We start from the raw sequence: 24,766 nt of genomic DNA, 5'->3' as shown, positions 1-24,766 counted from the left end.
AGAGTTAGATCTGATCTAACTCTTTGATTATTAATTGTACTCGAGGCGGGAATTGAACCCGCACGGCCGCAATGGCCACAGGATTTTAAGTCCTGCGTGTCTACCGATTCCACCACTCGAGCATCCTCTTGCGAGAGAGCGAAAAACGGGACTCGAACCCGCGACCCCGACCTTGGCAAGGTCGTGCTCTACCAACTGAGCTATTTTCGCATCTGTTTAAAGAACTTTTTTTGTTTTGCGAGTGCAAATATAAGGCGTTTTTTAGTTTGTACAAACATTTTGTAAAAAATAATTGGATATAATTGCTATATTTGTCGTGTTTTTAAATGCAAATGATAGATGACTGGTCAGAGAAAAAAGAGAATTGCAGGCTCCTATTTTGTGTCAACACTCAGTATATCACTGGTTTTGGTTGTCGTTGGTATTTTAGTGTTCATTTTGCTGAATGCAAAATTGGTTTCTGATCATGTAAAACAAAATATCGGTTTTTCTATTATTGTCAAGGATAATGTAAATGAAGCCGAGATCAAAAAGATGCAAAAGATTCTGGACACAAAGCCTTTTGTCTCGTCTTCGGTATTTATTAGTAAAGTGGAGGCTGCCCGTGAATTTAAAGAGGAGTTGGGGGAAGATTTCGAGGGCGTATTGGGGTATAACCCGCTTTTGCCTTCGGTAGAAATCAAGCTGAATCCCGTTTACGCCAATAACGATTCCTTGACTGTTATCGAGAAGAGCTTATTAAAAAACGAATTGGTGCAGGAGGTGTCTTATCAGAAGTCTTTGGTGCATATGATCAATGAAAATGTTCGGCGTATCAGTCTGATCCTGTTGATAGCAGGGGCTGCACTGATGCTGATTTCTTTTACCTTGATCCGGAATACCATCCATTTGTCCGTATATTCGCAGCGTTTTCTGATTAAAACGATGCAGCTTGTCGGGGCAAAACCTTTCTTTATTTGTAAGCCTTTTATTCAAAATAGTGTTTGGTTCGGTTTCTTTGGGAGTATGATCGCTAATCTGATTCTTTTGGCTGCCATATTCTTTTTGCAAAAAGAAGTGGGGAGTGTAGTCAATCTGATGAATAAAGAATTGATCATTATCATGGTTGCTTTTGTTATGGTTTGCGGTATATTGCTTTCTTTGGTTTCTTCCTGGATGTCGGTTGCCAGATATCTGAATAAAGACATGAACGATTTGTACAATTAAAACAAAACTAAAAATATGGTGAAGAATAATTTGAAAAATACTACTTCCGGAAAAAAGATCGATTTCCCGATTCCTGTGAGTAGTTATAAGATGATTTTGATCGGTTTCGGGATCATCATTCTGGGATTTATTTTGATGATGGGGGGAGGTTCCGATAATCCGGCTGAGTTTAATTATGATATTTTTAGTTTCCGTCGGATCACGCTGGCTCCGATTGTGGTGTTGATCGGTTTTGGATTTGTTTTTTGGGCGATTATGCGGAAGCCTAAAAAGGAAATGGAAGAAGGGACGAAAGATTAGGTATAAAATTGTTGGATAAGAAATGATGACTTGGTTAGAAGCATTGGTCCTTGGATTGATTCAGGGATTGACAGAATTTTTGCCCGTTAGTAGCTCCGGGCATCTTCAGATTTTCAGTACGCTTTTCGGCATACAGGGAGAAGAAAATCTGACTTTTGCAGTGGCCGTTCATGCGGCGACCGTTTGTAGTACGATTGTGGTGTTGCGGAATGAGATTTGGGATCTTTTGAAAGGTCTTTTTCGGTTTTCCTGGAATCCGGAAACCATTTATATTGCCAAAATCGCATTATCTATGATTCCTGTGGCTATTGTGGGTGTTTTCTTTAAAGATTATGTGGAAGCTCTCTTCGGTTCCGGATTATTGGTCGTGGGAGTTGCTCTTTTAATTACTGCCTGTTTGTTGGCCTTTGCTTACTACGCTCGTCCCCGTTTAAAGACGGATATATCTTTTCGGGATGCTTTTATCATCGGAGTGGCTCAGGCTTGTGCCGTATTGCCTGGTTTGTCCCGTTCCGGTTCCACCATCGCTACGGGGATTCTGCTGGGGAATAATAAAGAAAATGTAGCGAGATTTTCTTTTTTGATGGTGTTGGTACCTATCTTGGGAGAGGCTTTTCTGGACATGATGAAAGGTGGTTTTGCACCTGCAGAGAGTGGTATTTCGATGTTGGCGCTGGTTGTCGGTTTCCTGGCTGCTTTTATTTCCGGATATATAGCTTGTAGCTGGATGCTGAATCTGGTGAAGAAAGGAAAGTTGATCTGGTTTGCCGTATATTGTTTTGTAGTAGGCATTATCATTTTGTTTGTTCATTGAGAGCAGTGAAAACGGGCTTGTGATAGAATGATTTTTACGCTTGTTCGGTTTGGTTCGAAAATATAAAAATTGTGTGTAAGATATTGTTTAATGAAGAAGGTGATTTTCATTCGGGTGCTCTGATTCTGGTAGATAAACCTCTGAAATGGACTTCTTTCGATGTCGTGAATAAAATTCGTTGGTGTTTGAAGTCTGCTTGTGGGAAGATCAAAGTGGGACATGCCGGAACTCTGGATCCTTTAGCGACGGGTTTGGTGATTGTTTGTACCGGAAAGTGGACGAAACGGATTGAAGATTATATGGCTCAGGAAAAAGAATATGTGGCGACGCTATGTTACGGGGCTGTGACTCCGTCTTTCGATTTAGAGACTTTGCCGGAAGGGGATTTCCCTTATCGGCATATCGATCGCCCTTATTTAGATCGGGTACTGGAGCGGTTTCGGGGAGTCATTACTCAGGTCCCTCCGGCGTATTCTGCTATCCGGGTAGATGGTGACCGGGCTTATAAAAAGGCGCGCAAAGGGAATGAGATCGAGATGCCTGCACGTCAAGTGGTGGTGAATGAATTGGAGATCATCGATTTTAATCTTCCTGATTTAACGTTAAGAATCAATTGTAGTAAAGGGACTTATATCCGGTCTTTGGCCAACGATATCGGTCAGGCCTGTGAGAGTGGGGCTTACTTGGCAGGTTTACGCCGCACAAAGATCGGAAGTTTTCAGGTGGAAGATGCAAATAAAATGGAGGATTTGGTTGCGTTTTTACAAACAAAGTTGTAACTTGCGCCGTTTATTAGGCCAGGGGTATTTCCATAAAGACAGAAGGAGATATTCCAATGTTTTGTTGGTATAAACCAGGATGTTAAAATGACTTGATAAGAGTTTAATTTAAATAGTGCAGAGATGAAATTATCAAAATTCAGATATAAATTACCGCCGGAATTAATCGCTCAACACCCTTCTGCTAATCGGGACGAATGTCGTTTGATGGTAGTCGACCGGAAGACAGGAACGATCGAACATAAGGTATTTAAGGATGTTATCGATTATTTTGATGAGAAGGATGTATTCGTTTTCAACGACACCAAGGTTTTTCCGGCCCGTTTATATGGGAATAAGGAAAAAACCGGTGCTGAAATCGAAGTCTTTTTGTTGAGGGAATTGAATCGGGATCTGCGGATTTGGGACGTTTTGGTGGATCCGGCACGAAAGATCAGAATCGGTAATAAATTGTATTTCGGGGAAGACGATAGTTTGGTTGCCGAAGTCATCGACAATACCACCTCTCGTGGACGGACGTTGCGTTTCTTGTTCGACGGAGAATACGATGAGTTTAAGAAGTTGCTGTATGGCCTGGGCGAGACTCCGCTGCCGCGTACGATTACACGTAAAGTGGAGCCGGAAGACGAAGAACGTTATCAGACGATCTTTGCCCGCTATGAAGGAGCTGTTGCTGCCCCGACAGCCGGTTTGCATTTTAGTCGTGAGCTGATGAAGCGCATGGAAATCAAAGGAATCGATTTTGCTTATATCACCTTGCACGTTGGCTTAGGGAATTTTCGGGAAGTGGATGTAGAAGATCTGACAAAACATAAAATGGATTCGGAACAGATTATTGTGGGGGGGGATACCGTGAAAATTGTCAATGATGCGAAAGACGAACGCCATAAGATTTGTGCAGTAGGCACGACCGTTGTACGGACGTTGGAAAGTTGTGTAACGACTAAAGGCCGTTTGACCGAATATGATGGATGGACAAATAAATTTATTTTCCCTCCCTATGATTTTAGTGTGCCGGATGCTTTTATTTCTAATTTCCATTTACCTTATTCGACTCTTTTGATGATGGTGGCTGCTTTCGGTGGTTATGATCTGGTGATGAAAGCTTATGATCTGGCCGTAAAAGAGAAATATCGGTTCGGTACATACGGAGATGCGATGTTGATTATTTAGATATATTTCCCCGAAAGGGATGGCATAGGACAGGTTATGGGTTTGAGGATGTGTTTTTAAACCTGTAACCTGTTTTTTTATGTAACGTTAAACTCAATATACCCTGGAGAATTAAAAAAAAGATGAAACGATGAGAGTCTTTAGATTAACTGTTATTGTCGGGATTTTGACCTTGTTCGTACAGTGTGCTTCAGTGCCTTTGACCGGGCGGAAGCAAGTGATACTCCTGCCCGAAAGTGAAATGATGCAGATGAGTCTTACTTCGTATGGAGATTTTTTAAAAGAAAATAAGTTATCTACCCGTACAGACGATACCCGTCGCGTGAAGGAAGTGGGGACGCGGATTGCTGCCGCTGTAGAAGCTTACTTGAAATCTCAGGGATTGGAAAAGCAGATCGAAGGGTACCAGTGGGAATTCAATCTGGTACAGAGTCCTGAAATGAATGCCTGGTGTATGCCCGGAGGGAAGGTGGTCGTGTATGAAGGAATTTTGCCGGTTTGTGAAAGTGATGATGGTTTGGCTGTTGTGATGGGACATGAGATTGCTCATGCGATTGCCCGGCATGGAAACGAACGGATGAGTCAGCAGATGTTGATACAAGCTGGAAGTACTGCTGCTGCATACGCTTTAAAAGAAAAATCGGAGTCGACTCAGGCACTCTTGGGGACTGCTATCGGTTTAGGGGCTAATTACGGTGTGATCTTGCCTTTTTCGCGGAAGCATGAGTTGGAAGCCGATCGTTTGGGATTGATTTTTATGACGATTGCCGGATATAATCCGGAAGAGGCGATTCCTTTCTGGACCCGGATGGCTTCTGCAGGATCGGGACAAAAACCACCGGAGTTTATGTCTACACACCCTTCGGATGCCCATCGTATAGAGCAGATAAAAGCATTGATGCCTGAGGTTTTGAAATATAAAAAATGAAGATAAACCCGGCTTTACCTGGGGGTGAAATGATCAAGGTGTAAAAAACAGGGATTAAAGAACAGAGGAAATAGATCCGAATCTTTAATCCCTGATTTTTTTAGAGCTTACTAGCGTCGATCAGAAGTTCTTTGTTGTATTCTCCCTTAGCCAGTTTTTCTGCCACATTCTTGAATGCCTTGATGGTATATTTTACATCTTCGAGTGTATGCATAGAAGTCGGAATCAGGCGGAGCAACAATTGTCCTTTCGGAATAACCGGATATACGACGATCGAACAGAAAATATTGTAATTTTCACGCAGGTCGAATACGACTTGCATTCCTTCGGCAACACTACCGGAAAGATATACCGGAGTAACCATCGAGTTGGTGATACCGATATTCATACCGTCTGCTTTAAGACCGTTTTGTAAAGCATGAGCGATGGTCCACAACTTTTCGCGTCTTTCCGGTTGGCTTTTCAGCATCTCGAGACGTTTGATCGCTCCTTCGACCATCGGCATAGTCAGGGATTTTGCGAACATTTGTGAACGCATGGTATAACGTAAAGACATACATACATCTTCATCTGTGGCGACGAAAGCGCCGAAACCTGCCATAGCTTTGGCAAAAGTACCGAAATAAAGGTCCACTTTATCCTGAACACCGAAATGTTCACCTGTACCGGCACCTGTCGGTCCCATTGTTCCGAATCCATGGGCATCGTCGACCAGCAAGCGGAAATTGAATTCAGATTTTAAAGCAGTGATTTCATCTAATTTACCTAAATCTCCTGCCATGCCGAATACGCCTTCTGTAACCACCAGAATACCTCCACCGGTAGTCGCTACATATTTCGTGGCATGTTCGAGCTGTTTGCGCAGGCTGCTCATATCGTTGTGTACGTATACATAACGTTTGGCCGGCGACAGACGCAAACCGTCCATGATACAAGCATGGGACTCCGCGTCATAAACGATACAGTCGAAACGTGAAGTCAGTGAGTCGATGATAGAAATCATGCCCTGATATCCGAAATTTAACAGGAATGCGTCCGGTTTACCGACAAAATCGGCTAACTGTGATTCCAGGTATTCATGGCGGGAAGTCTGACCGCTCATCATACGGGCTCCCATCGGGTAAGCCAGCCCCCATTGAGCGGCTGCCTCTGCATCGACTTTCCGGACTTCCGGATCGTTTGCCAGACCGATGTAGTTGTTCAAACTCCAATTTAACACTTCTTTCCCGCGGAACATCATCCGGGGACCGATTTCTCCTTCCAATTTCGGAAATGCGAAATAGCCGTGTGCTTCTTTGGCATACTGGCCGATATTACCTCTTTGTTTTTTTACTCTTTCAAAAATGTCCACGTCGATAATATTTTGAAAATTTGTAGAATACTGTATTTTAACTTGGCAAAAGTAATAAATAAAGGTAAAAGGTAAAAGGTAAAAGGTAAAAGATGTACCATAATACGTATAATTACTTAGAGTAGGAAGAAGAATGCGTATGAAGGGTTAGTGAAAAGTGGAGAGTAAATATTAAAAATACTTGAAAGTAATGAAGCTCAGAAAAGTTTTTACCTTTTACTTTTTACTTTTTGTTTTTTCCTCTATCTTTGCATGATGCAAAAAAAGCGTTCCGTTTATGAAGAAATTTTGGGGATTTTTACTGGTAATTGTGCTTATGACGTCTTGCGGGGAGTATCAGAGCCTGCTGAAAAGCAATGATTACAACCTGGTCTATAAAAAAGCGATCGAGTATTATAACAAGGGCGATTATCAGAGAGCAATGAATTTGTTGGATGGTGTCCGTTCTGTATTTGTCGGGCAGGCAAAAGCTCAGAATATTGCTTATTACCGGGCTTTTTGTAGTTATAATATGAAAGATTATCAGATTGCCTCCGATTTATTCAAGCAGTTCATCCAGACTTATCCGGAAAGTTCATTTGCTGAAGAATGTCTTTATATGATGGGATTTTGCGATTATAAAGCTTCCCCGAAACCACGTTTGGATCAGCAGGTTACCGAAAAAGCTATCCGGGAATTCCAGCTTTATCTGAGTCGTTATCCGTATAGTATGCGAAAAGATAAGGTAAATACCTATATGGATGAAATGCGGGATAAGCTTTCTTACAAAGCTTATTTGAGTGCGAAAAACTATTACCTGCGTGAACATTACAAAGCGGCTGTTATCAGTTTGCAGAATTGTCTGAAGGATTATCCGGGCTCCAAATACCGGGAAGAGATTATGTATATGTTGTTCGTATCGAAATATCAGATGGCGGTGAATAGTGTCGAAGATAAGAAAGTGGAACGATATAACAATGCCCGGGAAGAGTATTATTACTTTGCCGATGAATATCCGAACAGCAGATATGCTGCCGACGTAAAGAAGATGTATGAGGATATCGAGGCCTATTTGGAAAATTATAAGTTCGAAGATTAATTAGATAAATATTAATACATAAATCAATTATGGTAGATTTTAAAAAGGTAAAAGCACCTAATAACACCATTACACGGAACCCTGCCGTATTGGCTGCAAAAGCCGATAATAATATTTATGAGGCTGTGGCCATTATTGCCAAAAGATCTAATCAGATTGCTGTCGAGATGAAGGAGGAACTGAGTCGTAAGTTGCAGGAGTTTGCTTCTTATACCGATAATCTGGAAGAGATTTTTGAAAATCGGGAACAGATTGAAATCTCCAAATTTTATGAGCGGATCCCAAAACCGGTGCTTATTGCTACCCAGGAATTCGAAGATGGGCAGATCTATTTCAGAAATCCGGCAACGGAGAAAAAAACAGAAGAGAAAAAATCGCTCTAAACAGTGATTTTAATGTACAGTTTTGTAAATGTACCAATGTACCGATAATAAGGAGGATACATTGGTACATTTTTAGTTAATAAGAAAACTCGTAATTCATAAATCTAGAAATAATTGTTTTTTCACGATGTTGAAAGGAAAGCATATTATCGTTGGGATAACCGGTAGTATAGCAGCATATAAAGCGGCTTCTCTGGTGCGTCTGTTAGTGAAAGAAGGGGCAGAAGTAAAGGTGGTGATGACGGAATTGGCCAAACAATTTATTACTCCATTGACTTTGGCTACATTGTCCAAACATCCGGTGATGGTAGAGTTTTATAATCCGGAAAACGGAGATTGGCATTCTCATGTGGATATGGGGCTTTGGGCCGATTTATACCTGATTGCTCCGGCGACAGCGAATACCTTGGGAAAGATGGCCCACGGTATAGCCGATAATTTGTTGCTGACGACCTATTTGTCGGCCAAATGTCCGGTAATGGTTGCTCCGGCGATGGACCTGGATATGTATCGTCATCCTGCTACCCGACAGAACCTGCACATTCTTCAAAGTTACGGGGTTCGGGTGATCGAGCCTGCTGCCGGTGAACTGGCAAGCGGTTTGGTGGGCAAGGGAAGAATGGCTGAACCGGAAGAGATCGTCGCTTCTATCCATCGTTATTTTGAACGACAGGGTGATCTGCTGGGTAAAAAGGTATTGTTGACGGCAGGGCCTACTTATGAAAAGATCGATCCGGTCCGTTTTATCGGGAATTACTCTTCGGGTAAGATGGGGTTTGCCTTGGCTGAGGAGTTCGCTGCCCGGGGAGCTGAAGTGGTTTTGGTCGCCGGACCTGTTTCCCGGCAAACCGAACATCCGGCGATTCGGCGGATAAATGTAGAATCGGCTGCGGAGATGTTCGAACAGGTGATGAACTATGCGGAAGACAGTCATATTATCGTTTCCTGTGCGGCTGTGGCCGATTTTACTCCCGACCGGAAGGCAGACCTGAAGTTAAAAAGAGGGGAAGAAGAGCTGGTGTTGAAATTGAAGCCGACCTGTGATATTGCGGCCGAATTGGGGCGCCGGAAACAAAAGGGACAGGTATTGGTGGGGTTTGCCCTCGAAACGGACGATGAAACAGGAAATGCCCTGCGGAAACTGCACAAAAAGAATCTCGACCTGATCGTTTTGAATAGTTTGAAAGATAGCAATGCCTGTTTCGGTTATGATACCAACAAGGTGACTATCATCGACCGGAATGAGGTGCAATGGCAATATGAACTGAAAAGTAAAAAGGAAGTCGCTCACGATATTGTCGATCGGATCGTACAGTTGGGCTGAGGGTTACGGCTATTTTTCGGAATTTTTCATTTTTGAGCGATAAAAATTTTACGGATATAAAATTTTTATATACTTTTGAGCTCTGATATGAAATCAGAACATCTGTATATCGGAATTTTTAAACATACTGTCGAGCATTTCAGACAGAATCGCCGATTTATTGATAAAGATTTATTAAACCAACATTGTCGTTAGACTTGTTGGTTTTTTTTTGTCTGTTAGTCAACAAACATTAAATATAGCGATATGAACACACACAGCTTAGTATCCATCGAAGATTACAGCAAAGAAGAGATTCTGGAAGTACTGAAACTGGCTTCTGAATTCGAAGCCAATCCGAATCAGCGTTTATTGGAAGGTAAAGTAGTGGCTTCCTTATTTTTTGAACCTTCTACCCGTACCCGGTTGAGTTTCGAGACTGCGATCAACCGTTTGGGGGGGCGTATTATCGGTTTTACAGATGCTTCTTCTTCGAGTGTCACCAAGGGAGAGACTCTGAAGGATACGATCAAGATGGTAGATAATTATGCTGACTTGATCGTGATGCGGCATCCGGTAGAAGGGGCTGCTAGATATGCCAGTGAAGTTGCGGTTCATCCTGTGGTAAATGCCGGAGACGGAGCAAACCAACATCCTTCGCAGACAATGCTCGATCTTTATTCTATTTACAAAACTCAGGGGACTTTGGAAAATTTGGATATTTGTATGGTCGGGGATTTGAAATACGGACGGACGGTACATTCTTTATTACAAGCTATGAGTCATTTCCATCCGACGTTCCATTTTGTCGCTCCTGAATCCTTGCAGATGCCGGAAGCTTATAAACTGCATTTAAAAGCATTGAATATCCCTTATTATGAACATACCGAACTGGACGAAGTGATCGGTAAAGCCGATATTCTGTATATGACCCGTGTACAACGGGAACGATTCGCCGATCCATTGGAGTACGAAAAAGTAAAAAATGTGTATATCCTGAGAAATGCTATGTTGGCTAATGCAAAAGAGAATATGCGTATCCTGCATCCGCTGCCTCGTGTAAATGAGATCGATGTCGATGTGGATGAAAATCCGAAAGCTTATTACTTCGAACAAGCCCGTAACGGTGTGTTTGCACGGCAGGCTATTATTTCCAAGGCTTTGGGATTGAAATAATGGAGGATTTGCAATTTACGGTTTAGGATAAAATCGTAAATCGGAAACCAAAATGTTGAAATTATAAATAGGATTTATTATGGCAAAGAAAGAATTACAAGTAAGCGCTATAGAAAACGGAACAGTGATCGACCATATTCCGGCAGATAAATTATTCGATGTGATCAACGTATTGGGAATCACTGGTATGGATAATGCAATGACCTTCGGCGCTAATTTGAAGAGTAGTAAATTGGGAAAGAAAGCAATCATCAAAATCTGGGATAAATTTCTGGAAGATGATGAAGTAAACAAATTAGCTTTGGTTGCTCCTTCTGCAAAAATCAATATCATCCGGGATTATGATGTCGTGGAGAAAAAGACAGTTAATGTACCGGAAAAGGTTGAAGGAATTGTCAAATGTATGAATCCCAAATGTATTACCAATCACGAAAAGGTAAGAACGAAGTTTACCGTAGTCAAGGATTCACCGATCGTCCTGAAATGTCATTATTGCGAAAAATTGACCGATCAGGAACATATGGAAATGAATTAAAAAGCTAAAAGCAAAAAGCTATAGGCACTTAAGAGAAATTCTTTTTTTGCCTATAGCTTTTTGCCTTCTAACCTATATTTTACCTGATATAAATTTCCAGTATTTCAGCTTCTGTTTCCGGTATTAAAAACAGGTTTTTTAGGATTGCAGGGACTAATATGGTTTCTCCTTTATTTACTTTCACGGTTTTATCGACATCGTAGACCAGGGTAAAATTACCTTCCAGACACATATAAATAACGAAAGAGTCCAGCTCGATATAATCTTTTTCTACTTCTTTGTCGAATTTCAGATAATTTGTCGTAAAATAATTACAGCTGACCAGTTCTTCGGTATGATTTTCGTGCTGATGATAATGGATGCTGTGCTGTTTTTGTTCACAGAAATTGATCACATCGGTAGCTAATTCGGTATGCAGTTCTCGTGGATTACCGTTCTTATCCCGCCGGTCATAATCGTAAATCCGGTAGGTGATATCCGATGTTTGTTGTATCTCTGCGATATAACAGCCTTTGCAGATAGCGTGTACCGTACCTGCCGGAATGAAAAAACAGTCTCCTTTTTCGACTTTCTCGGTGTTCAGCAGAACAGGCAGTGTATGATTGTGCAGGGCAGTAAGGTATTCCGATTTGTCGGTATCTTTATTGAAACCCATAATCAGTTCGGCATCCCGGTCAGCACCTACCAGGTACCACATTTCTGTTTTTCCATAGGCGTTATGACGGGCTTTTGCGGTTGCGTCGTCCGGGTGTACCTGGATGGAAAGATTGTCCCGGGCATCGATGTATTTGATTAACAAAGGAAATTCAATACCGAATTTTTCATAGATTTTATCTCCTACCAGATCTCCCATATAGATTTCAGTCAGTTCTTGCAGGGAATTCCCTTCGAGTGCCCCTTCGGATACGACCGAGATATTATCTTGTACTCCTGAAATTTCCCAGCTTTCGCCGATAGATTCTTTTACTTTCGGGTCGTTACTTTTGTAAGCTAGTTTGTCTCCGCCCCAGATCGTTTGTTTGAGGATCGGTTTAAATTTTAAAGGATATAACATAAGACTAATTTTATAGATTGATATATTATTTCCGGCATAAAAATTGTACCTTGCAAAGGTATAATTTATTAAAACGGGAAATTGAAATTTGAAGATTATTTTAGTTTAAAAACAAAGAAGATGATGAAATGGGGAAAATTACTGTTAGGAGTCGGATGGGCTTGTGTATTGTATGCTTGTAGCGATGATGATGGAAAAGACGATACGATCATGAATATGTCCGAATTGACAGGAAAGTATTGGTATTACAATGCCTGGTTGGGGGATAAATACGGGATGGGACAGTCCGATTTATTGGAAGTGATCCGCTTTGAAAAAGGAGGTGTTTTAAAGATGATGGAATTCGGCGGACGGAGGGTACATGCTATCGGTACCTGGACAGGTGGGGATAATCAGATTACGATGGATCTGGACGATGGGGACTCTATAGTTTGGAATGTGCAGCGGAGTGGACCGGATTATATTCAGACTATTGTGAATGCGCAAGGAGAACGGAAATATACGACCGATCCCGGGTATCTCGGCGAACTGACTGCCGACGCTTTTTTAGTAAACGAATATACGGACGGGAATCAGTTTAAAACGTATATCGGAGTCGATGTGCGGGGAAATAAAAATGTGAAAGAGGTGGCTTTGATTCCTGCCGACGGGAAATCTATCCCGGTGGAAAATCACGGGTATTTTTGGAGTGAGAGACAACCCCAGAGCGGTGATTATGTCGATTTCGGCGGAGAGAAACGGGAAGTGCGCTTCTATTTGCGGATAGGAAAAAATACACAACTGAAGTTACAGGATACCATCTATAGTCAGAATCTGCCTCAGCGTACTTTGAGTGAAAGTGGATTGGAGGCGATTACCGAACTGGGAACCGGGGCTTTGAAGGTTTCCTGGAATTCATACCAGAACCCCGATATTTATTATCGGGTAGAGATCTTTTCAAAGAAAAGGGATTTGACCCAACCTTATTTTGTCAGCCGGATTCAACCGGCTACGAGTACCGGAATGACGATCAATACGACTACTTCCGGCGAGGTAAACCGGATCGGCGAACTGATAAAAGGCGAGAGTTATCGGGTACGGTTGACCGCCTTGATGTTCGAACCCGGCGTGGATGTGATCAATGATGAATATAGCTCTGCTAATTTGCAGGCTGTCACCTATTTTTCCAGAGGATTCCTTTGGGAATAAAAGGGCAGGTGAAACGATCAGGGAGAGAGGAAATAATCTGATAAAGTGTGGACCAGCCGAAGAGGCTGGTCTGCGTGTATCCGGTGGGTTGCCTCCGGAATAGTTTTTTGCCGGGCCTTCGGGAAATAATATCGGGTGGCTTCGGTTATTTTTTCCGGTAAATAGTCCGAATGTTCGGCTTTTATAAATAAAATTTCGGCCTGATAAGGAGACCGGATATCGGGTATATTCCAATCCAGCAGAGAAGATAGATTTTCCCGGATCGCTTTCGCATTCACCTTCCATTCGTATCCCTGAGGAGTTTTTCGGATATTTTTTAGTAAAATCTGAACTTCCTCTTCTGTAGAAAAATATTCCCGGACCGCTCGATGTATTTCCTGACGTCGGTGGAAATTTTGAAGCGGGGTAGTCAGGATATATTCCGACAGGCTTCGGTGCATAGTCTGCTTGTCTAAAGTATAGGCTTGCGGGCAGATATCTATGATTGCCGCTTTTTCGACGATTTCCGGACGTTTCAATACTAAATGCATCAATGTCTTGCCTCCTAGGGAATGTCCCGCCAGAAAAGGCCTTTGGGGTAAATTCAGTCGCCCGATCAATTCCTCCGTATCCTGGCTCAAAATGGTGTAATCGAATAATGAAGAATGCGGAGAACAGCCGTGATTTCTCAGGTCGGGCAGGATGACATGGAACCGGTGGCTCAATAGATCGGCTACGGGCAGCCAATTGTCCGAAGCTCCCCATAGGCCGTGAAGGATGATGAGGGGCGGATGCGTATTGATACCTTTTTCACGATAGAAGAGTTGCATATCAGGCTTTGGGTTTACCGATAAAAAAATGCTACCCCGAAAGATAGCATTTTTTCCAAATAAAGACAATGTATATTAGCCTTTCAGTTTTGCTTTCAGGAATTCGCGGTTCAGGCGTGCTATATGAGCGATGGAAATACTTTTCGGACATTCCATTTCACAAGCGCCGGTGTTGGTACAGTTTCCGAATCCGAGTTCGTCCATTTTAGCCACCATGGCTTTAGCCCGGCGGGCAGCTTCAATTTTTCCCTGTGGCAATAAAGCTAACTGAGAAACTTTTGCTGCCACGAACAGCATAGCTGAAGAGTTTTTACAGGTAGCCGCACAGGCACCGCATCCGATACAGGCTGCTGCGTCCATAGCTTCTTCCGCTTTATCGTTAGCAATTGGAATTGCATTGGCATCAGGAACTCCACCGGTGCTGACAGAAACATAACCTCCGGCCTGCAGAATCTTGTCATAAGCCTTCCGGTCGACGATCAGGTCTTTGATTACCGGGAAAGCGCCGCAACGCCAGGGTTCGATCGTTATAGTAGCTCCGTCTTCGAAACGGCGCATGTGCAATTGACAGGTAGTTACGTCATCGTCCGGTCCGTGAGCACGGCCGTCGACGAACAGACTACAAGTACCGCAAATACCTTCACGACAGTCATGATCGAATGCTACCGGTTCTTCGTTTTGTTCTACCAGCTGTTCGTTGAGAATATCGAGCATTTCCAGAAATGAAGTGCCGGTAGAAATATTGTGAACTTTATATGTTTTAAACTCGCCTTTTGATTTAGCGTCTTTTTGCCGCCAGATCTTCAGAGTCAGTTCTTTTAATATTTTATCTGCCATAACCAATATTATTTTTGATTTCGGATTTACGATCGGGGTATAAGCCTGAACCGTAAATCACAAATCGTAAATTATTTATTTATAAGAACGTTGAGTAAGTTGGATGTTTTCGAACACTAATTCTTCTTTATGGAGTTCCGGTGCTTTATCTTCACCTTTGTATTCCCATACAGAAACATATTTAAAATGTTCGTCATCCCGTTTGGCTTCACCTTCTGCGGTCATCGATTCTACCCGTAAGTGTCCGCCGCAAGATTCATTCCGATCGAGAGCATCGTGAGCCATCAGGTCGGCGAGTTCTATAAAGTCGGCGACACGGGCTGCTTTTTCCAATTCGTTGTTCATCGCTGTAAATTCACCGGTTATGCGCAGATTTTTATAGAAATCTTTTTTCAATTCGGCGATCAGTTCGATGGCTTTCTTCAAACCGGCAGCTTCACGGGCCATACCGATGTATTCCCACATAATGTGTCCCAGTTCTTTATGGAAATGATCCGGAGATTTCGTTCCTTTGATGTCATACAAACGACGCAGACGGTCGGTGACATGTTTTTCAGCTTCGTCGAATTCCTTGGTATTGGTATTGATTTTCGGAGTCTGGATTTCTTTGGCCAGATAGTCGCCGATGGTATACGGCAGAATGAAATAACCGTCAGCCAGTCCCTGCATCAAGGCAGAGGCCCCTAAACGGTTTGCTCCGTGATCCGAGAAGTTACATTCGCCGATAGCGTACAATCCGGGAATCGTAGTCATCAAGTTGTAATCTACCCAAAGTCCGCCCATAGAATAGTGGATAGCCGGATAGATCATCATCGGATTGTTGTAAGGATCCACAGCGGTGATTTTTTCGTACATCTGGAACAGGTTACCATATCGTTTTTCAATAGTATCCCGGCCTAATTGTGCGATAGCATATTTAAAGTCCAGGAATACGGCTTTACCTGTATTGTTGACTCCGAATCCGGCATCGCATCTTTCTTTAGCAGCACGTGAAGCGACGTCACGGGGTACCAGATTCCCGAATGCCGGATAACGGCGTTCCAGATAGAAATCCCGGTCTTCATCGGGTATATCGTTCGGATTTAAAGTGCCTGCCTGTAATTTTTTAGCATCTTCGATTTTTTTCGGTACCCATACCCGGCCGTCGTTACGTAGCGATTCGGACATCAGGGTCAGCTTACTCTGCTGGTCTCCGTGTACAGGAATACAAGTCGGGTGAATTTGCACGAAGCAGGGGTTCCCGAACATAGCACCACGTTTGTAAGCTTGCCAGGCTGCACTACCGTTACATCCCATCGCATTGGTAGACAGGAAGAATACATTGCCATAACCTCCGGTAGCCAACACTACGGCATGGGCTCCGAAACGCTCGATTTTTCCGGTAACGAGATCCCGGGCGATTACTCCGCGTGCTTTACCGTCGACGATCACGATATCCAGCACTTCGTGGCGGTTGTACATTTTTACTTTACCGGCCTGAATCTGACGGTTCATGGCTCCGTAACATCCCAGCAACAATTGCTGTCCGGTTTGGCCACGGGCATAGAACGTACGGCTTACCAAAGCTCCACCGAAAGAACGGTTGGCCAGTAATCCGCCGTATTCACGGGCAAAAGGAACACCTTGAGCTACGCATTGGTCGATAATGGAGTTGCTTACTTCTGCCAAACGATATACATTGGCTTCCCGGGCACGATAGTCACCGCCTTTGATGGTTTCGTAGAACAAACGGAATACAGAGTCGTTATCGTTGGGATAGTTTTTGGCTGCGTTGATACCTCCCTGTGCGGCGATAGAGTGTGCACGACGGGGAGAATCCTGATAACAGAAAGCAGTTACATTGTATCCTAATTCGGCTAAGCTGGCAGCTGCAGAACCTCCGGCTAGTCCGGTACCTACAATGATAACATCCAGTTTCTTTTTGTTTGCCGGGCTGACAACACCAATATGAGCTTTGTGAGCTGACCATTTGTCTTTCAACGGTCCGGCAGGTATTTTAGCATCTATTACTGACATAATAAATTGATTTAAATTTTAAATTTTGATTCCAGACTTTAGATTGATAAAACCGAATTTATCAATCATCGATCATAAATAATTAGTTTCCCAGTCCTGCGATGAAATACAGTGGAATAATGCTGAAGCCTACTGCAAATACAATTGCAAAGAAATAAGCTAAACATTCCAGACGCTTTCTCCAGATATCATTTGAGAAACCGATAGTTTGGAAAGCAGACCAGAAACCGTGAGTGATATGTAATCCTACTAAAACGGCTCCCAGAATATAAATCAAACAGTATACAATGCTTGATTCGAATAAGCTGGAAACCAATGTGTAAGTATCTTCCATTTCAACACCTCCGACTGTAATGGCTGACAACGGAGTTCCCAAAGACGGGAATTTAATGTTCCACCAGAAATTATACAGGTGGATCACCAGAAAGATCAACACCATTGCTCCCAGAATGTACATGTTGCGGGAAGCCCAGGTGGCATTTTGACTCTGGTTTCTCAGGGCATATTTCACCGGACGCGCTTTCTGATTCTGAAGAGTCAGTACAGAAGCCCAAATGATGTGAATGATAAACCCGATAGCCAGGATGGGTTCAATAATTTTGATAATCGGGTTCGTAGCCATAAAATGAGCTCCCTGATTGAATAAGGCCCCGCTATTATCAAAAATCAACAATAAATTTAGCGCCAGGTGGACGCAAAGAAACGAAATCAGAAAAAGTCCCGATAAACTCATGATGACTTTTTTTCCGATCGAAGAGGTCAAAAAATTGCTCATAATTTGTTTTATTTATTAATAACTGGTTTAATACCCTTTAATCCTGCAAAAGTATCCTTTTTCTTTAACTTTACCCTATTTTAATACATTAGAATGATTCTAAATTCGGAATTTTTTCTGTAATAAAAACGGGGCCTGAAATACTTTGAAAACTAATTGTACCTGATTTTACTTTCTTCCAAAGCCTGATATATAATATCCTGTATTTGGGTCCGTATATTCATTTCAGATAATTTTGTGTTAAATTCGTCGGGATAAGTCCGGTTGGATAAAAATAGGTATAACAGCTTGTTATCCGGATCGCACCAGGCCATAATCCCCGTGAAACCGGTATGTCCGAAGCTGGTCAAAGGGAGACACTTACTGACCGGATTGATCTTGGTTTGATCCGGTTCGGGTTTGTCGAAACCCAGGCCTCTGCGGTTTTTAGGAAACAGATTGTTTTTACAGCTGAAGGTGACCATCGTTTCGGGTGAAAAATAATATTCTCCTCCATAGGTTCCTCCGTTCAGATACAATTGCATCATTTTGGCCAGGTCTTCTGCTGTTGAAAAGAGACCGGCATGTCCTGCAATGCCACCGAGCAGCGCTGCGACAGGGTCGTGTACATAGCCCTTGAGTTCCGTTTTGCGGTAAAGTTTATCGACACACGAAGGAACCAGATTATTTTTATTCAGGCGTTTGTGAGCAAGAAAATCGGTATGGTGCATACCTAATTTCCGATAAAATTCTTCCTGACAGTATTGGTCTAACGATTTTTCAGTTACATGTTCCACTGCGAATTTCAGAAGAATAAACCCCAAATCGCTGTAGGCATATTCTTTTTTAGGATTTAGCGGTGAATGAAGTATACAGGACCGGATCGTGTCCTGGTAGGCCGGGAACATATAAAGTCCGGGTTCCATGTATTTATAGCCCGGTTTCGGGGAATTGGAGACCGTGCTGTCTTTAAACCGATAATTGAGATTTACATATAACCTGTCTTTCAGGCGGGTGGTGTTGTGCGCTGTCCGTTTGCTGGTAAATAAAGGTCCGGGGAGCGATTTCGGATCGATAGCATCCGTAAATAAAGGCAGAAAGGTTTTCAAACCTGCATTGTGGCATAGTACTTCCTGTACGGTGATGTCTTTTTTATCGGTCTCTTTTAATGGAGGATAATAGTCCGACAACGGAGCCGCCAAATTGATTTTCCGGGAATCGTACAGTTTGATTATGGCCGGTAGGGTGGCTGTGATTTTGGTTACGGAGGCTAAATCGTAAATGTCGGATGTTTTGTTGGGAGTCGTTTGTTTGTAGGTATGATGACCGAAGGCCTTATTGTAAAAGATATTACCGTCTTTGGCAATCAGCACCTGACAGCCGGGGGTGGCATGTGCCTGGACCGCCAGTTGGCAGATGGAGTCGATTTTGGCTAATTTTTCAGAATCCAGGCGGCACATCTCCGGACTGGTATAACTCAGTCTGGTTTTGGGCGTTTGAATACCTGTACCGGCCGGATAATCCGGATTTACACAAACCGGGAGCCGGGCAGTCATTGCTATGCCTCCGAAAATGGCTTGTGCCGCATACTGTTGGGCATAAAGATGATTTTCGTAGCTGAGCAATAAAGCATCGGTCGGGAGGGAAGCGTAGGAAGCGAGACCGTATGGGATGCCCGGATGGCATAAAATGATTCGCTTGCCGGTTTGCTGCCGGATCAGGGTATCTAAGACCGGCGAATAACCGAAATCTTTTTGAGCCGAATTCGTACTCAGATTATTATAAATAATGATACAATTAAAAGGTTGGAGCTTTTTTTGCAAATTCCGGAGTTCTTCGTCCGATAATTTTTTGTTTGCTACGAAGTGAGTGACTTGAGTATAACGTTCCAGTGTCGTTTGAAAATTGTTTACTGCTCTGGCTCCGAAATTCAGACTGGCGATACGGAGGGTATCCAGGCGTTTGAGGGGAAGTAAAGAGTCTGTATTTTTAATCAGGGTGATGGCTGCCTGGTAAAGTTGTTGCTTCAGAGCTATGTCGGTAGGAGAGTTGAGACGTGACCATAGACCCGGAGTTTCGGCCGGATAAACATTCGGTAATACATATTTTTGCTTTGCTTCCAGTATCTTCCGGCATTTTTCATCGATCGTCCGCTCGTCCAACAGGCTATCGGCCAGGGCTTTTTTGATCGCTTCCACTGCTTTTCCCAGATTGGCCGGAAAAAGGAGCATGTCGTTACCTGCTAGCAGCGCTTTTACTTCTGCTTCGCCGGGCTGGGAATTTTGGGTTACCCCCTTCATATTCATGGCATCGGTGAAGCACAGGCCGGAGAAGTTCAGATCCCGGCGTAACAATTCCTGAATGACCGGGCTGGAGAGAGAAGCCGGAATGCCTGTCGAATCTATCGATTTAACCGCCAGATGGGAGACCATAACCGCCGGAATGCCGGCTTCGATCAGATGCTGGTAAGGATAGAGTTCGACAGAGTCGAGGCGTTGGCGGGAATGTGGGATGACAGGCAGGGTATGGTGAGAATCGGTATCGGTATCTCCATGCCCCGGAAAGTGTTTGATGACGGGAAGCACGTTTTGACTCAAAGAGCCATAAGCATATAAGATCGCTTTTTGGGTAACCTCCTCCGGGTCTTCGCCGAAAGAACGCATTCCGATGATCGGGTTCCGGGGATTGCTATTGATATCTACTACCGGGGCGAAGTTTACGTGAACCCCTAGTTCCTGGCAATGCCGGGCGATAGTTGCTCCCAAAGCATAAATCAGACTATCTTTCCGGATAGCCCCGTTGGTCAGCATTTTGGGGAATTCCATCGCAGTTTCCAGGCGCCAGCCTACTCCGTGTTCCGCATCCATCCCGATCATTAAAGGATATTTCGCTGCTTTTTGATACCGGTTGGTTAGTTTGACTTGCTGAGTCGGTTTCCCCTGAAAAAAAATGAGCCCTCCGACGTGATATTGCCGGATTTGTTTTTCCAGTTCGTTTTCGTAATTTTCGTTCTTGTTGCTGTAGGCCGCAATCATGAAGAGTTGGCCTATTTTTTCATCCAGACTCATTTGGTGGAGGACCGAATCGGCCCAGGAATGCCGGGATGCTTCGGCCGGTTGGGAATAACTCCCCTGAAATACCAGAAGACCTATAAACAGTAAAATGATTTTTTCTTTCATATCCGGAATGCGTACTTGCTAACTAGAAATATTCCCGCAAATGTACGAAAAAACAGAGGGTACCGTGTTGACGATACCCTCTGTTGTATGCTAATGAATGTTAAATTATTTCAACAATTCAGCTACTTTATTTTGTAATTCTTCTCCTCTCAAATCTTTGGCAACAATAACATTGTTTTCGTCCAATACAACCAAGTGAGGAATTCCATTTACACAATAAAGTTGTGCAGCTGCATTTTGCCATCCTTTCAAGTCGGAAACGTGATTCCAGGTCAATTTATCATCTTCGATCGCTTTCAACCAGGCATCTTTATCCTCATCCAGAGATACACTCAGAATTTCGAGTCCTTTCGGATGGAATTTCTCATACATTTTCACTACGTTGGGATTTTCTCCACGGCAAGGGCCACACCAGGATGCCCAGAAATCGATCACTTTTACTTTACCTTTGATAGAGTGCATAGACAGCGGTTTTCCGTCGGGAGTATTCAAAGTAAAATCAGGAGCAACCTGGCCAACAGCTACTGCAGATAATTTTTGGATTCTGTCGGCGATTGTTTTTCCCGGTTCTGTTGCTTTGGCATTTTCCCCCAGGGTATTGAATTTTTCGACTAGTTTTTCATAATCATATTCGTAGAGTTTGCCGGCTAAAATATAAGCAGCGACATAGCTGTCTGCATTCGCTTTGTTTATAGCATCTTCTTTAGCTTCATAATCTTTCATTAAGTTCTCGTACTGCTCCTGCAATTCTTTCATTTTAGCTTCATCTTTTTCCTGGTAGGCAGTCCTGTAACTTTGGTTCAGCTCATTAGCCATTTTACCCATTTCGTTTGAGATTGCGGTATACTGATTGGCTATTCCTTGGGTGGCAGTCCCTTCGATTTTGGTAGCTGTCGGATTTTCCAGATTTAAGTTTGCAGTAAAATCGGCATTCTCTACAAAAATGAGATTCTGTCCCCGTTGTCCTTCAACGGCGATAAAAGCTGGGGTCAGCCCGGCAACGCTACCTGTCAGTTTGAATTTACCTTCGGCTACAGGAGCTTTGGCCAGTGTGTCGATCGTACGTCCCTGACGTTGTAATAAATAGACGTTATTCGCTTCGCCTCCTGTGATAGTCCCGTTGATATTGTATTTCGGTGTTGTGTCACAGGCTGATAGTGATACGGCTATAACAGCTAAAGATAATAAACTTTTCTTCATGATTTTAGAGTTTGTGATAAAAATTAACAAATACAAAGATAGGGATAAAAATAACAAAACGATGCTTCGGGCATCGTCTTGTCATGTTAATGTTTAGTTAATCTTTCGCTTCATAAACCAAAATTCATTGAAGCCGACATTAATACGGACCTTTGCAAATTTTTCCTGAATCAAACCGTTTTGTTCTGTTCCACGGATGCCCAGATCGAATGCCACGCCAAGGAGAAGGATTCCGTTACGGGCCGTGTAAAAAGGAATTTGAGAACCGAAGGTGATGGCGTAAGTATTGATATCTACATTTTTAATATCGATGCCGGAATGAATAAAATAGCCTCCTAACATGTAACTGTTACGCTGCCACCAATAACGTCCCAGCCGCTCCGGTGTCCAGGACAACCCTAAGGCTGCTTTGTGGTAATCTTTTAGTTCCTGATTTTTACCGAACTCTTCATAAACAGACATCTTTTGAAACGTATAGTCTCCGGCAATATCCCATTTCCGGTTGTATCTGAAATCGAATCCGCTCAAAATACGGAATGGATATTTGATATATCCCCGCTTTAAAGTCAGATCGTTGAGCATCTCGGTTGTGTTAGTACTGGAATTGACGCTATAAGCCATATAATCGGTTTTGGACCTTAGTTTTTGTGTAAAATTGAAAGCCGATCCCAATGTCAGAATGGATTTGGGAGACAGATTCAAAGTATATTGGATACCGGGGGTGAACAAAACATCGTGAATACGGTTGTTTTCACTGGTTTTGATAATTTTACTACCTTCGATCATCGTGGTCAGGGTCTGACGTTTTTCGATCTTACCGAAAATTAAAGAAGTGTTCAAACCGATCGATAAATTTTTATATCTCCAGCCTAATCCGAGGTAAACGTCATTCAGTCCGCCTTCTCCCTGAATATTTTGTTGGAAGTAAGAATCCGAACTTCCAGGGATCACGTTGATATAAGACAGGTCATAGCCGATATCCGATTTTTCTGTGAATCCCAGAGACATATACATGTTTTTATGGAGACGGAATGCTAGGTTGAATGCCGTGTTTTGTGCCACCCGGTAACTTGCATTTTCCTTGTAGGTAGACAAATGGGCATACTCGCCCGTGACACCGAATTGGAAATAAAGCCGGGTCGTATCCAGGGCCGTATAAGATGCCGGATTCAGATAATTGATATTGCCATTGTCGCGCATAGCTGCCGCAACTCCACCCATAGCGTTGTAAGGACCGGCATTTTCTGTCTGTAAACCGATTCCATATACAGAGTATGGGGTTCCGATGTTATCCTGTCCGTACACCTTAAAAATAAATATAGACAAGAACGTTATAAGGAATATTCTTTTCATAATTGTTCGATATCGGAGAATGATTCTTGTTTAGTCTTTATAACTTGCATAATATACCCTCAATACAGGCACGTCCTTTATAATCATACGATTAAAAGAAGAGGTTAAATTAGGTATGGTCAATAACAGCTGTCTGACATCCTTGGAGTTGGAATACCGGGAAATTGTTTGGTAATAATCGGTAATGTCGAAAATATACCTGTCTTCTTCATTGTTTTCAGTTTTTATATATTTTCCGGTAATGGGATTATTGGTACTGTTATAAGCCACACCTTTTATTTCATTAATCTTATTCGTATAATAAACACTGATCGTCGATGGATAAGCAACTTCCGGCGAAGCCCATACCCGGGGTTTTATTTCAATTTCAGCTTTTACCACGGTTTTATAAGTCGATTGAATATCGGGTTCCGGAAGGACCATTTTTACCATGTATCCACTAAGCCCTTGAACGATAGCCATGTCATGTTCTGTGAATTTCACTTCTTTTGTCTGTTCGGTCAGAGCTTCGAAACCATAAGTTGTCGAAGGTATATTTTTTACATTAAAATATTGGTATTCATTTCTCTGACTCAATAGCTTCAAATCGTAAGTATACTTTTGGTCTGCATTATGGTAATGAAACCGCATATACAGACTGTCCGGGATCATTTCCAGGCTTAACAAACAATTGTTGTCTTTTCCACTTTGAATAGCCAGACCTTTAAAGTAATTGATAAATTTATAATAGCTGATCTCACTATTGCTGTTCGGCCTGAAAATAGGATCGTCGTTTTGCATCATAGCAAACATTCTTTCGGTCAGCGTATCCTTCTCGAGTTTGAAATATACCTGATTCATAATCATCCTTTTGGGAATAAAACTGACTGTTGCCAGTTTATCTCCCCATGGAATAGAATCCCGGTTATAAAAGTAGTCGTTTTGGTCTGTCCTGAATTCCGGCAGGCGGGCCAAACGATAAAGTGAAAATGTCTGAGGTGTAGCTGTTTCTGTCGTATCTCCCCAAATATTTTTCCCGACTTTGAAATGGAAGGTGACCGAATCCAGCAAATACCGGAAATTGATGGACGGTTGGGAAACCGGAACAATCTGAAAACAGGGGGATGCCGTCGTGACACCACTATATTGATCTGCATAGCGGCCCATGAACATTTCCGTAATAGCCGAACCGTATCTTCCGCTGGAGGTGATAAAGGAGTCTATTTTTATTGTACCTGTTTCCTTCAACAAGGTAGTTTGTACTTCAATATGGTTTCCGTTATTAATCAAATCCTGACCTATGGTAGTTAGGTCATTATTACAGGAATATAGTCCTAACGTAGCTATAAGTAGAAAAAATATCAATCGCAT

The 24,766-nt window shown here is 42.7% G+C and carries 22 protein-coding genes and 2 tRNA genes; 12 read left to right on the top strand and 12 right to left on the bottom strand.

Translation table 11 applies throughout. The features are described from left to right. Positions 1-37 precede the first annotated feature (37 nt). Positions 38-122, bottom strand: a tRNA-Leu gene (locus WS42_RS08285). 15 nt (positions 123-137) lie between these two features. Then, positions 138-210, bottom strand: a tRNA-Gly gene (locus WS42_RS08280). 129 nt (positions 211-339) lie between these two features. Here WS42_RS08280 and WS42_RS08275 point away from each other — a divergent pair. The 6 genes from WS42_RS08275 to WS42_RS08250 all read left to right on the top strand — a co-directional run bounded on the left by WS42_RS08275 (position 340) and on the right by WS42_RS08250 (position 5,200). Continuing rightward, positions 340-1,206: a cell division protein FtsX gene (locus WS42_RS08275; protein WP_013613367.1), complete on the top strand. Its 867-nt coding sequence runs from the start codon at positions 340-342 to the stop codon at positions 1,204-1,206. Positions 1,207-1,221: 15 nt separating this feature from the next. After that, positions 1,222-1,506, top strand: coding sequence for a DUF3098 domain-containing protein (locus WS42_RS08270; RefSeq protein ID WP_013613368.1), 285 nt, complete (start codon positions 1,222-1,224; stop codon positions 1,504-1,506). 25 nt (positions 1,507-1,531) lie between these two features. Next, on the top strand, positions 1,532-2,320 hold the full coding sequence (locus WS42_RS08265) for an undecaprenyl-diphosphate phosphatase (protein ID WP_046403114.1): 789 nt from the start codon (positions 1,532-1,534) through the stop codon (positions 2,318-2,320). A gap of 71 nt (positions 2,321-2,391) precedes the next feature. Then, entirely contained in the window at positions 2,392-3,099 is a 708-nt protein-coding gene (gene truB, locus WS42_RS08260) for a tRNA pseudouridine(55) synthase TruB (protein ID WP_118102793.1), read from the top strand. A 123-nt stretch (positions 3,100-3,222) separates the two neighbouring features. Next, positions 3,223-4,272, top strand: coding sequence for a tRNA preQ1(34) S-adenosylmethionine ribosyltransferase-isomerase QueA (gene queA / locus WS42_RS08255; RefSeq protein WP_013613371.1), 1,050 nt, complete (start codon positions 3,223-3,225; stop codon positions 4,270-4,272). Positions 4,273-4,402: 130 nt separating this feature from the next. After that, complete coding sequence (locus WS42_RS08250) at positions 4,403-5,200, top strand: M48 family metallopeptidase (RefSeq protein ID WP_046450969.1); 798 nt, start codon at positions 4,403-4,405, stop codon at positions 5,198-5,200. A gap of 100 nt (positions 5,201-5,300) precedes the next feature. Here WS42_RS08250 and WS42_RS08245 read toward each other — a convergent pair whose 3' ends face one another. Next, entirely contained in the window at positions 5,301-6,551 is a 1,251-nt protein-coding gene (locus WS42_RS08245; protein WP_013613373.1) for an aminotransferase class I/II-fold pyridoxal phosphate-dependent enzyme, read from the bottom strand. Between the two features lie 277 nt (positions 6,552-6,828). Here WS42_RS08245 and WS42_RS08240 point away from each other — a divergent pair, with 277 nt between their 5' ends. The 5 genes from WS42_RS08240 (at position 6,829) to pyrI (ending at position 11,026) form a co-directional block, all read left to right on the top strand. Then, positions 6,829-7,629, top strand: coding sequence for an outer membrane protein assembly factor BamD (locus tag WS42_RS08240; protein ID WP_013613374.1), 801 nt, complete (start codon positions 6,829-6,831; stop codon positions 7,627-7,629). Positions 7,630-7,658: 29 nt separating this feature from the next. Then, positions 7,659-8,012, top strand: coding sequence for a DNA-directed RNA polymerase subunit omega (locus tag WS42_RS08235; RefSeq protein ID WP_013613375.1), 354 nt, complete (start codon positions 7,659-7,661; stop codon positions 8,010-8,012). Between the two features lie 127 nt (positions 8,013-8,139). After that, positions 8,140-9,336 carry a bifunctional phosphopantothenoylcysteine decarboxylase/phosphopantothenate--cysteine ligase CoaBC gene (gene coaBC, locus WS42_RS08230; RefSeq protein ID WP_046403074.1) on the top strand — a complete coding sequence of 399 codons (1,197 nt, stop codon included), beginning with the start codon at positions 8,140-8,142 and terminating at the stop codon, positions 9,334-9,336. A 246-nt stretch (positions 9,337-9,582) separates the two neighbouring features. Next, positions 9,583-10,491, top strand: coding sequence for an aspartate carbamoyltransferase (gene pyrB, locus WS42_RS08225; RefSeq protein WP_013613377.1), 909 nt, complete (start codon positions 9,583-9,585; stop codon positions 10,489-10,491). A gap of 79 nt (positions 10,492-10,570) precedes the next feature. Then, on the top strand, positions 10,571-11,026 hold the full coding sequence (gene pyrI / locus WS42_RS08220; RefSeq protein ID WP_013613378.1) for an aspartate carbamoyltransferase regulatory subunit: 456 nt from the start codon (positions 10,571-10,573) through the stop codon (positions 11,024-11,026). Positions 11,027-11,105: 79 nt separating this feature from the next. On the opposite strand, the gene WS42_RS08215 is transcribed toward pyrI, so the two are convergent. Beyond that, complete coding sequence (locus tag WS42_RS08215) at positions 11,106-12,080, bottom strand: type I phosphomannose isomerase catalytic subunit (RefSeq protein ID WP_013613379.1); 975 nt, start codon at positions 12,078-12,080, stop codon at positions 11,106-11,108. Between the two features lie 120 nt (positions 12,081-12,200). Between WS42_RS08215 and WS42_RS08210 the strand changes: the two genes are divergently transcribed. Beyond that, positions 12,201-13,268, top strand: a complete 1,068-nt coding sequence (locus WS42_RS08210; protein WP_046450968.1) for a hypothetical protein — start codon at positions 12,201-12,203, stop codon at positions 13,266-13,268. A 17-nt stretch (positions 13,269-13,285) separates the two neighbouring features. On the opposite strand, the gene WS42_RS08205 is transcribed toward WS42_RS08210, so the two are convergent. From WS42_RS08205 to WS42_RS08170, 8 genes are all read right to left on the bottom strand, one after another. Next, on the bottom strand, positions 13,286-14,077 hold the full coding sequence (locus tag WS42_RS08205) for an alpha/beta fold hydrolase (protein WP_046450967.1): 792 nt from the start codon (positions 14,075-14,077) through the stop codon (positions 13,286-13,288). Between the two features lie 75 nt (positions 14,078-14,152). Beyond that, positions 14,153-14,914 carry a succinate dehydrogenase/fumarate reductase iron-sulfur subunit gene (locus WS42_RS08200; protein WP_046450966.1) on the bottom strand — a complete coding sequence of 254 codons (762 nt, stop codon included), beginning with the start codon at positions 14,912-14,914 and terminating at the stop codon, positions 14,153-14,155. Positions 14,915-14,989: 75 nt separating this feature from the next. Then, entirely contained in the window at positions 14,990-16,930 is a 1,941-nt protein-coding gene (locus WS42_RS08195) for a fumarate reductase/succinate dehydrogenase flavoprotein subunit (protein WP_022161221.1), read from the bottom strand. Positions 16,931-17,012: 82 nt separating this feature from the next. Further along, positions 17,013-17,705 (bottom strand): succinate dehydrogenase cytochrome b subunit, encoded by a 693-nt coding sequence (locus WS42_RS08190; protein ID WP_013613384.1) that lies wholly within the window; start codon positions 17,703-17,705, stop codon positions 17,013-17,015. Between the two features lie 152 nt (positions 17,706-17,857). Beyond that, positions 17,858-20,863, bottom strand: a complete 3,006-nt coding sequence (locus WS42_RS08185; protein ID WP_022161223.1) for a serine hydrolase domain-containing protein — start codon at positions 20,861-20,863, stop codon at positions 17,858-17,860. 105 nt (positions 20,864-20,968) lie between these two features. Beyond that, positions 20,969-22,063, bottom strand: a complete 1,095-nt coding sequence (locus WS42_RS08180) for a TlpA disulfide reductase family protein (protein ID WP_217777955.1) — start codon at positions 22,061-22,063, stop codon at positions 20,969-20,971. A 93-nt stretch (positions 22,064-22,156) separates the two neighbouring features. After that, positions 22,157-23,416, bottom strand: coding sequence for a BamG family beta-barrel-assembly machinery protein (gene bamG, locus WS42_RS08175; protein ID WP_229057682.1), 1,260 nt, complete (start codon positions 23,414-23,416; stop codon positions 22,157-22,159). 30 nt (positions 23,417-23,446) lie between these two features. Beyond that, the coding region (locus tag WS42_RS08170) for a DUF4270 family protein (RefSeq protein ID WP_046450964.1) at positions 23,447-24,766 on the bottom strand (1,320 nt) is incomplete at its 5' end.

It is taken from the genome of Odoribacter sp. N54.MGS-14 (assembly GCF_000980295.1).
GTDB classification, from domain to species: domain Bacteria; phylum Bacteroidota; class Bacteroidia; order Bacteroidales; family Marinifilaceae; genus Odoribacter; species Odoribacter splanchnicus.
This window is presented reverse-complemented; position numbering and strand designations above follow the sequence as displayed.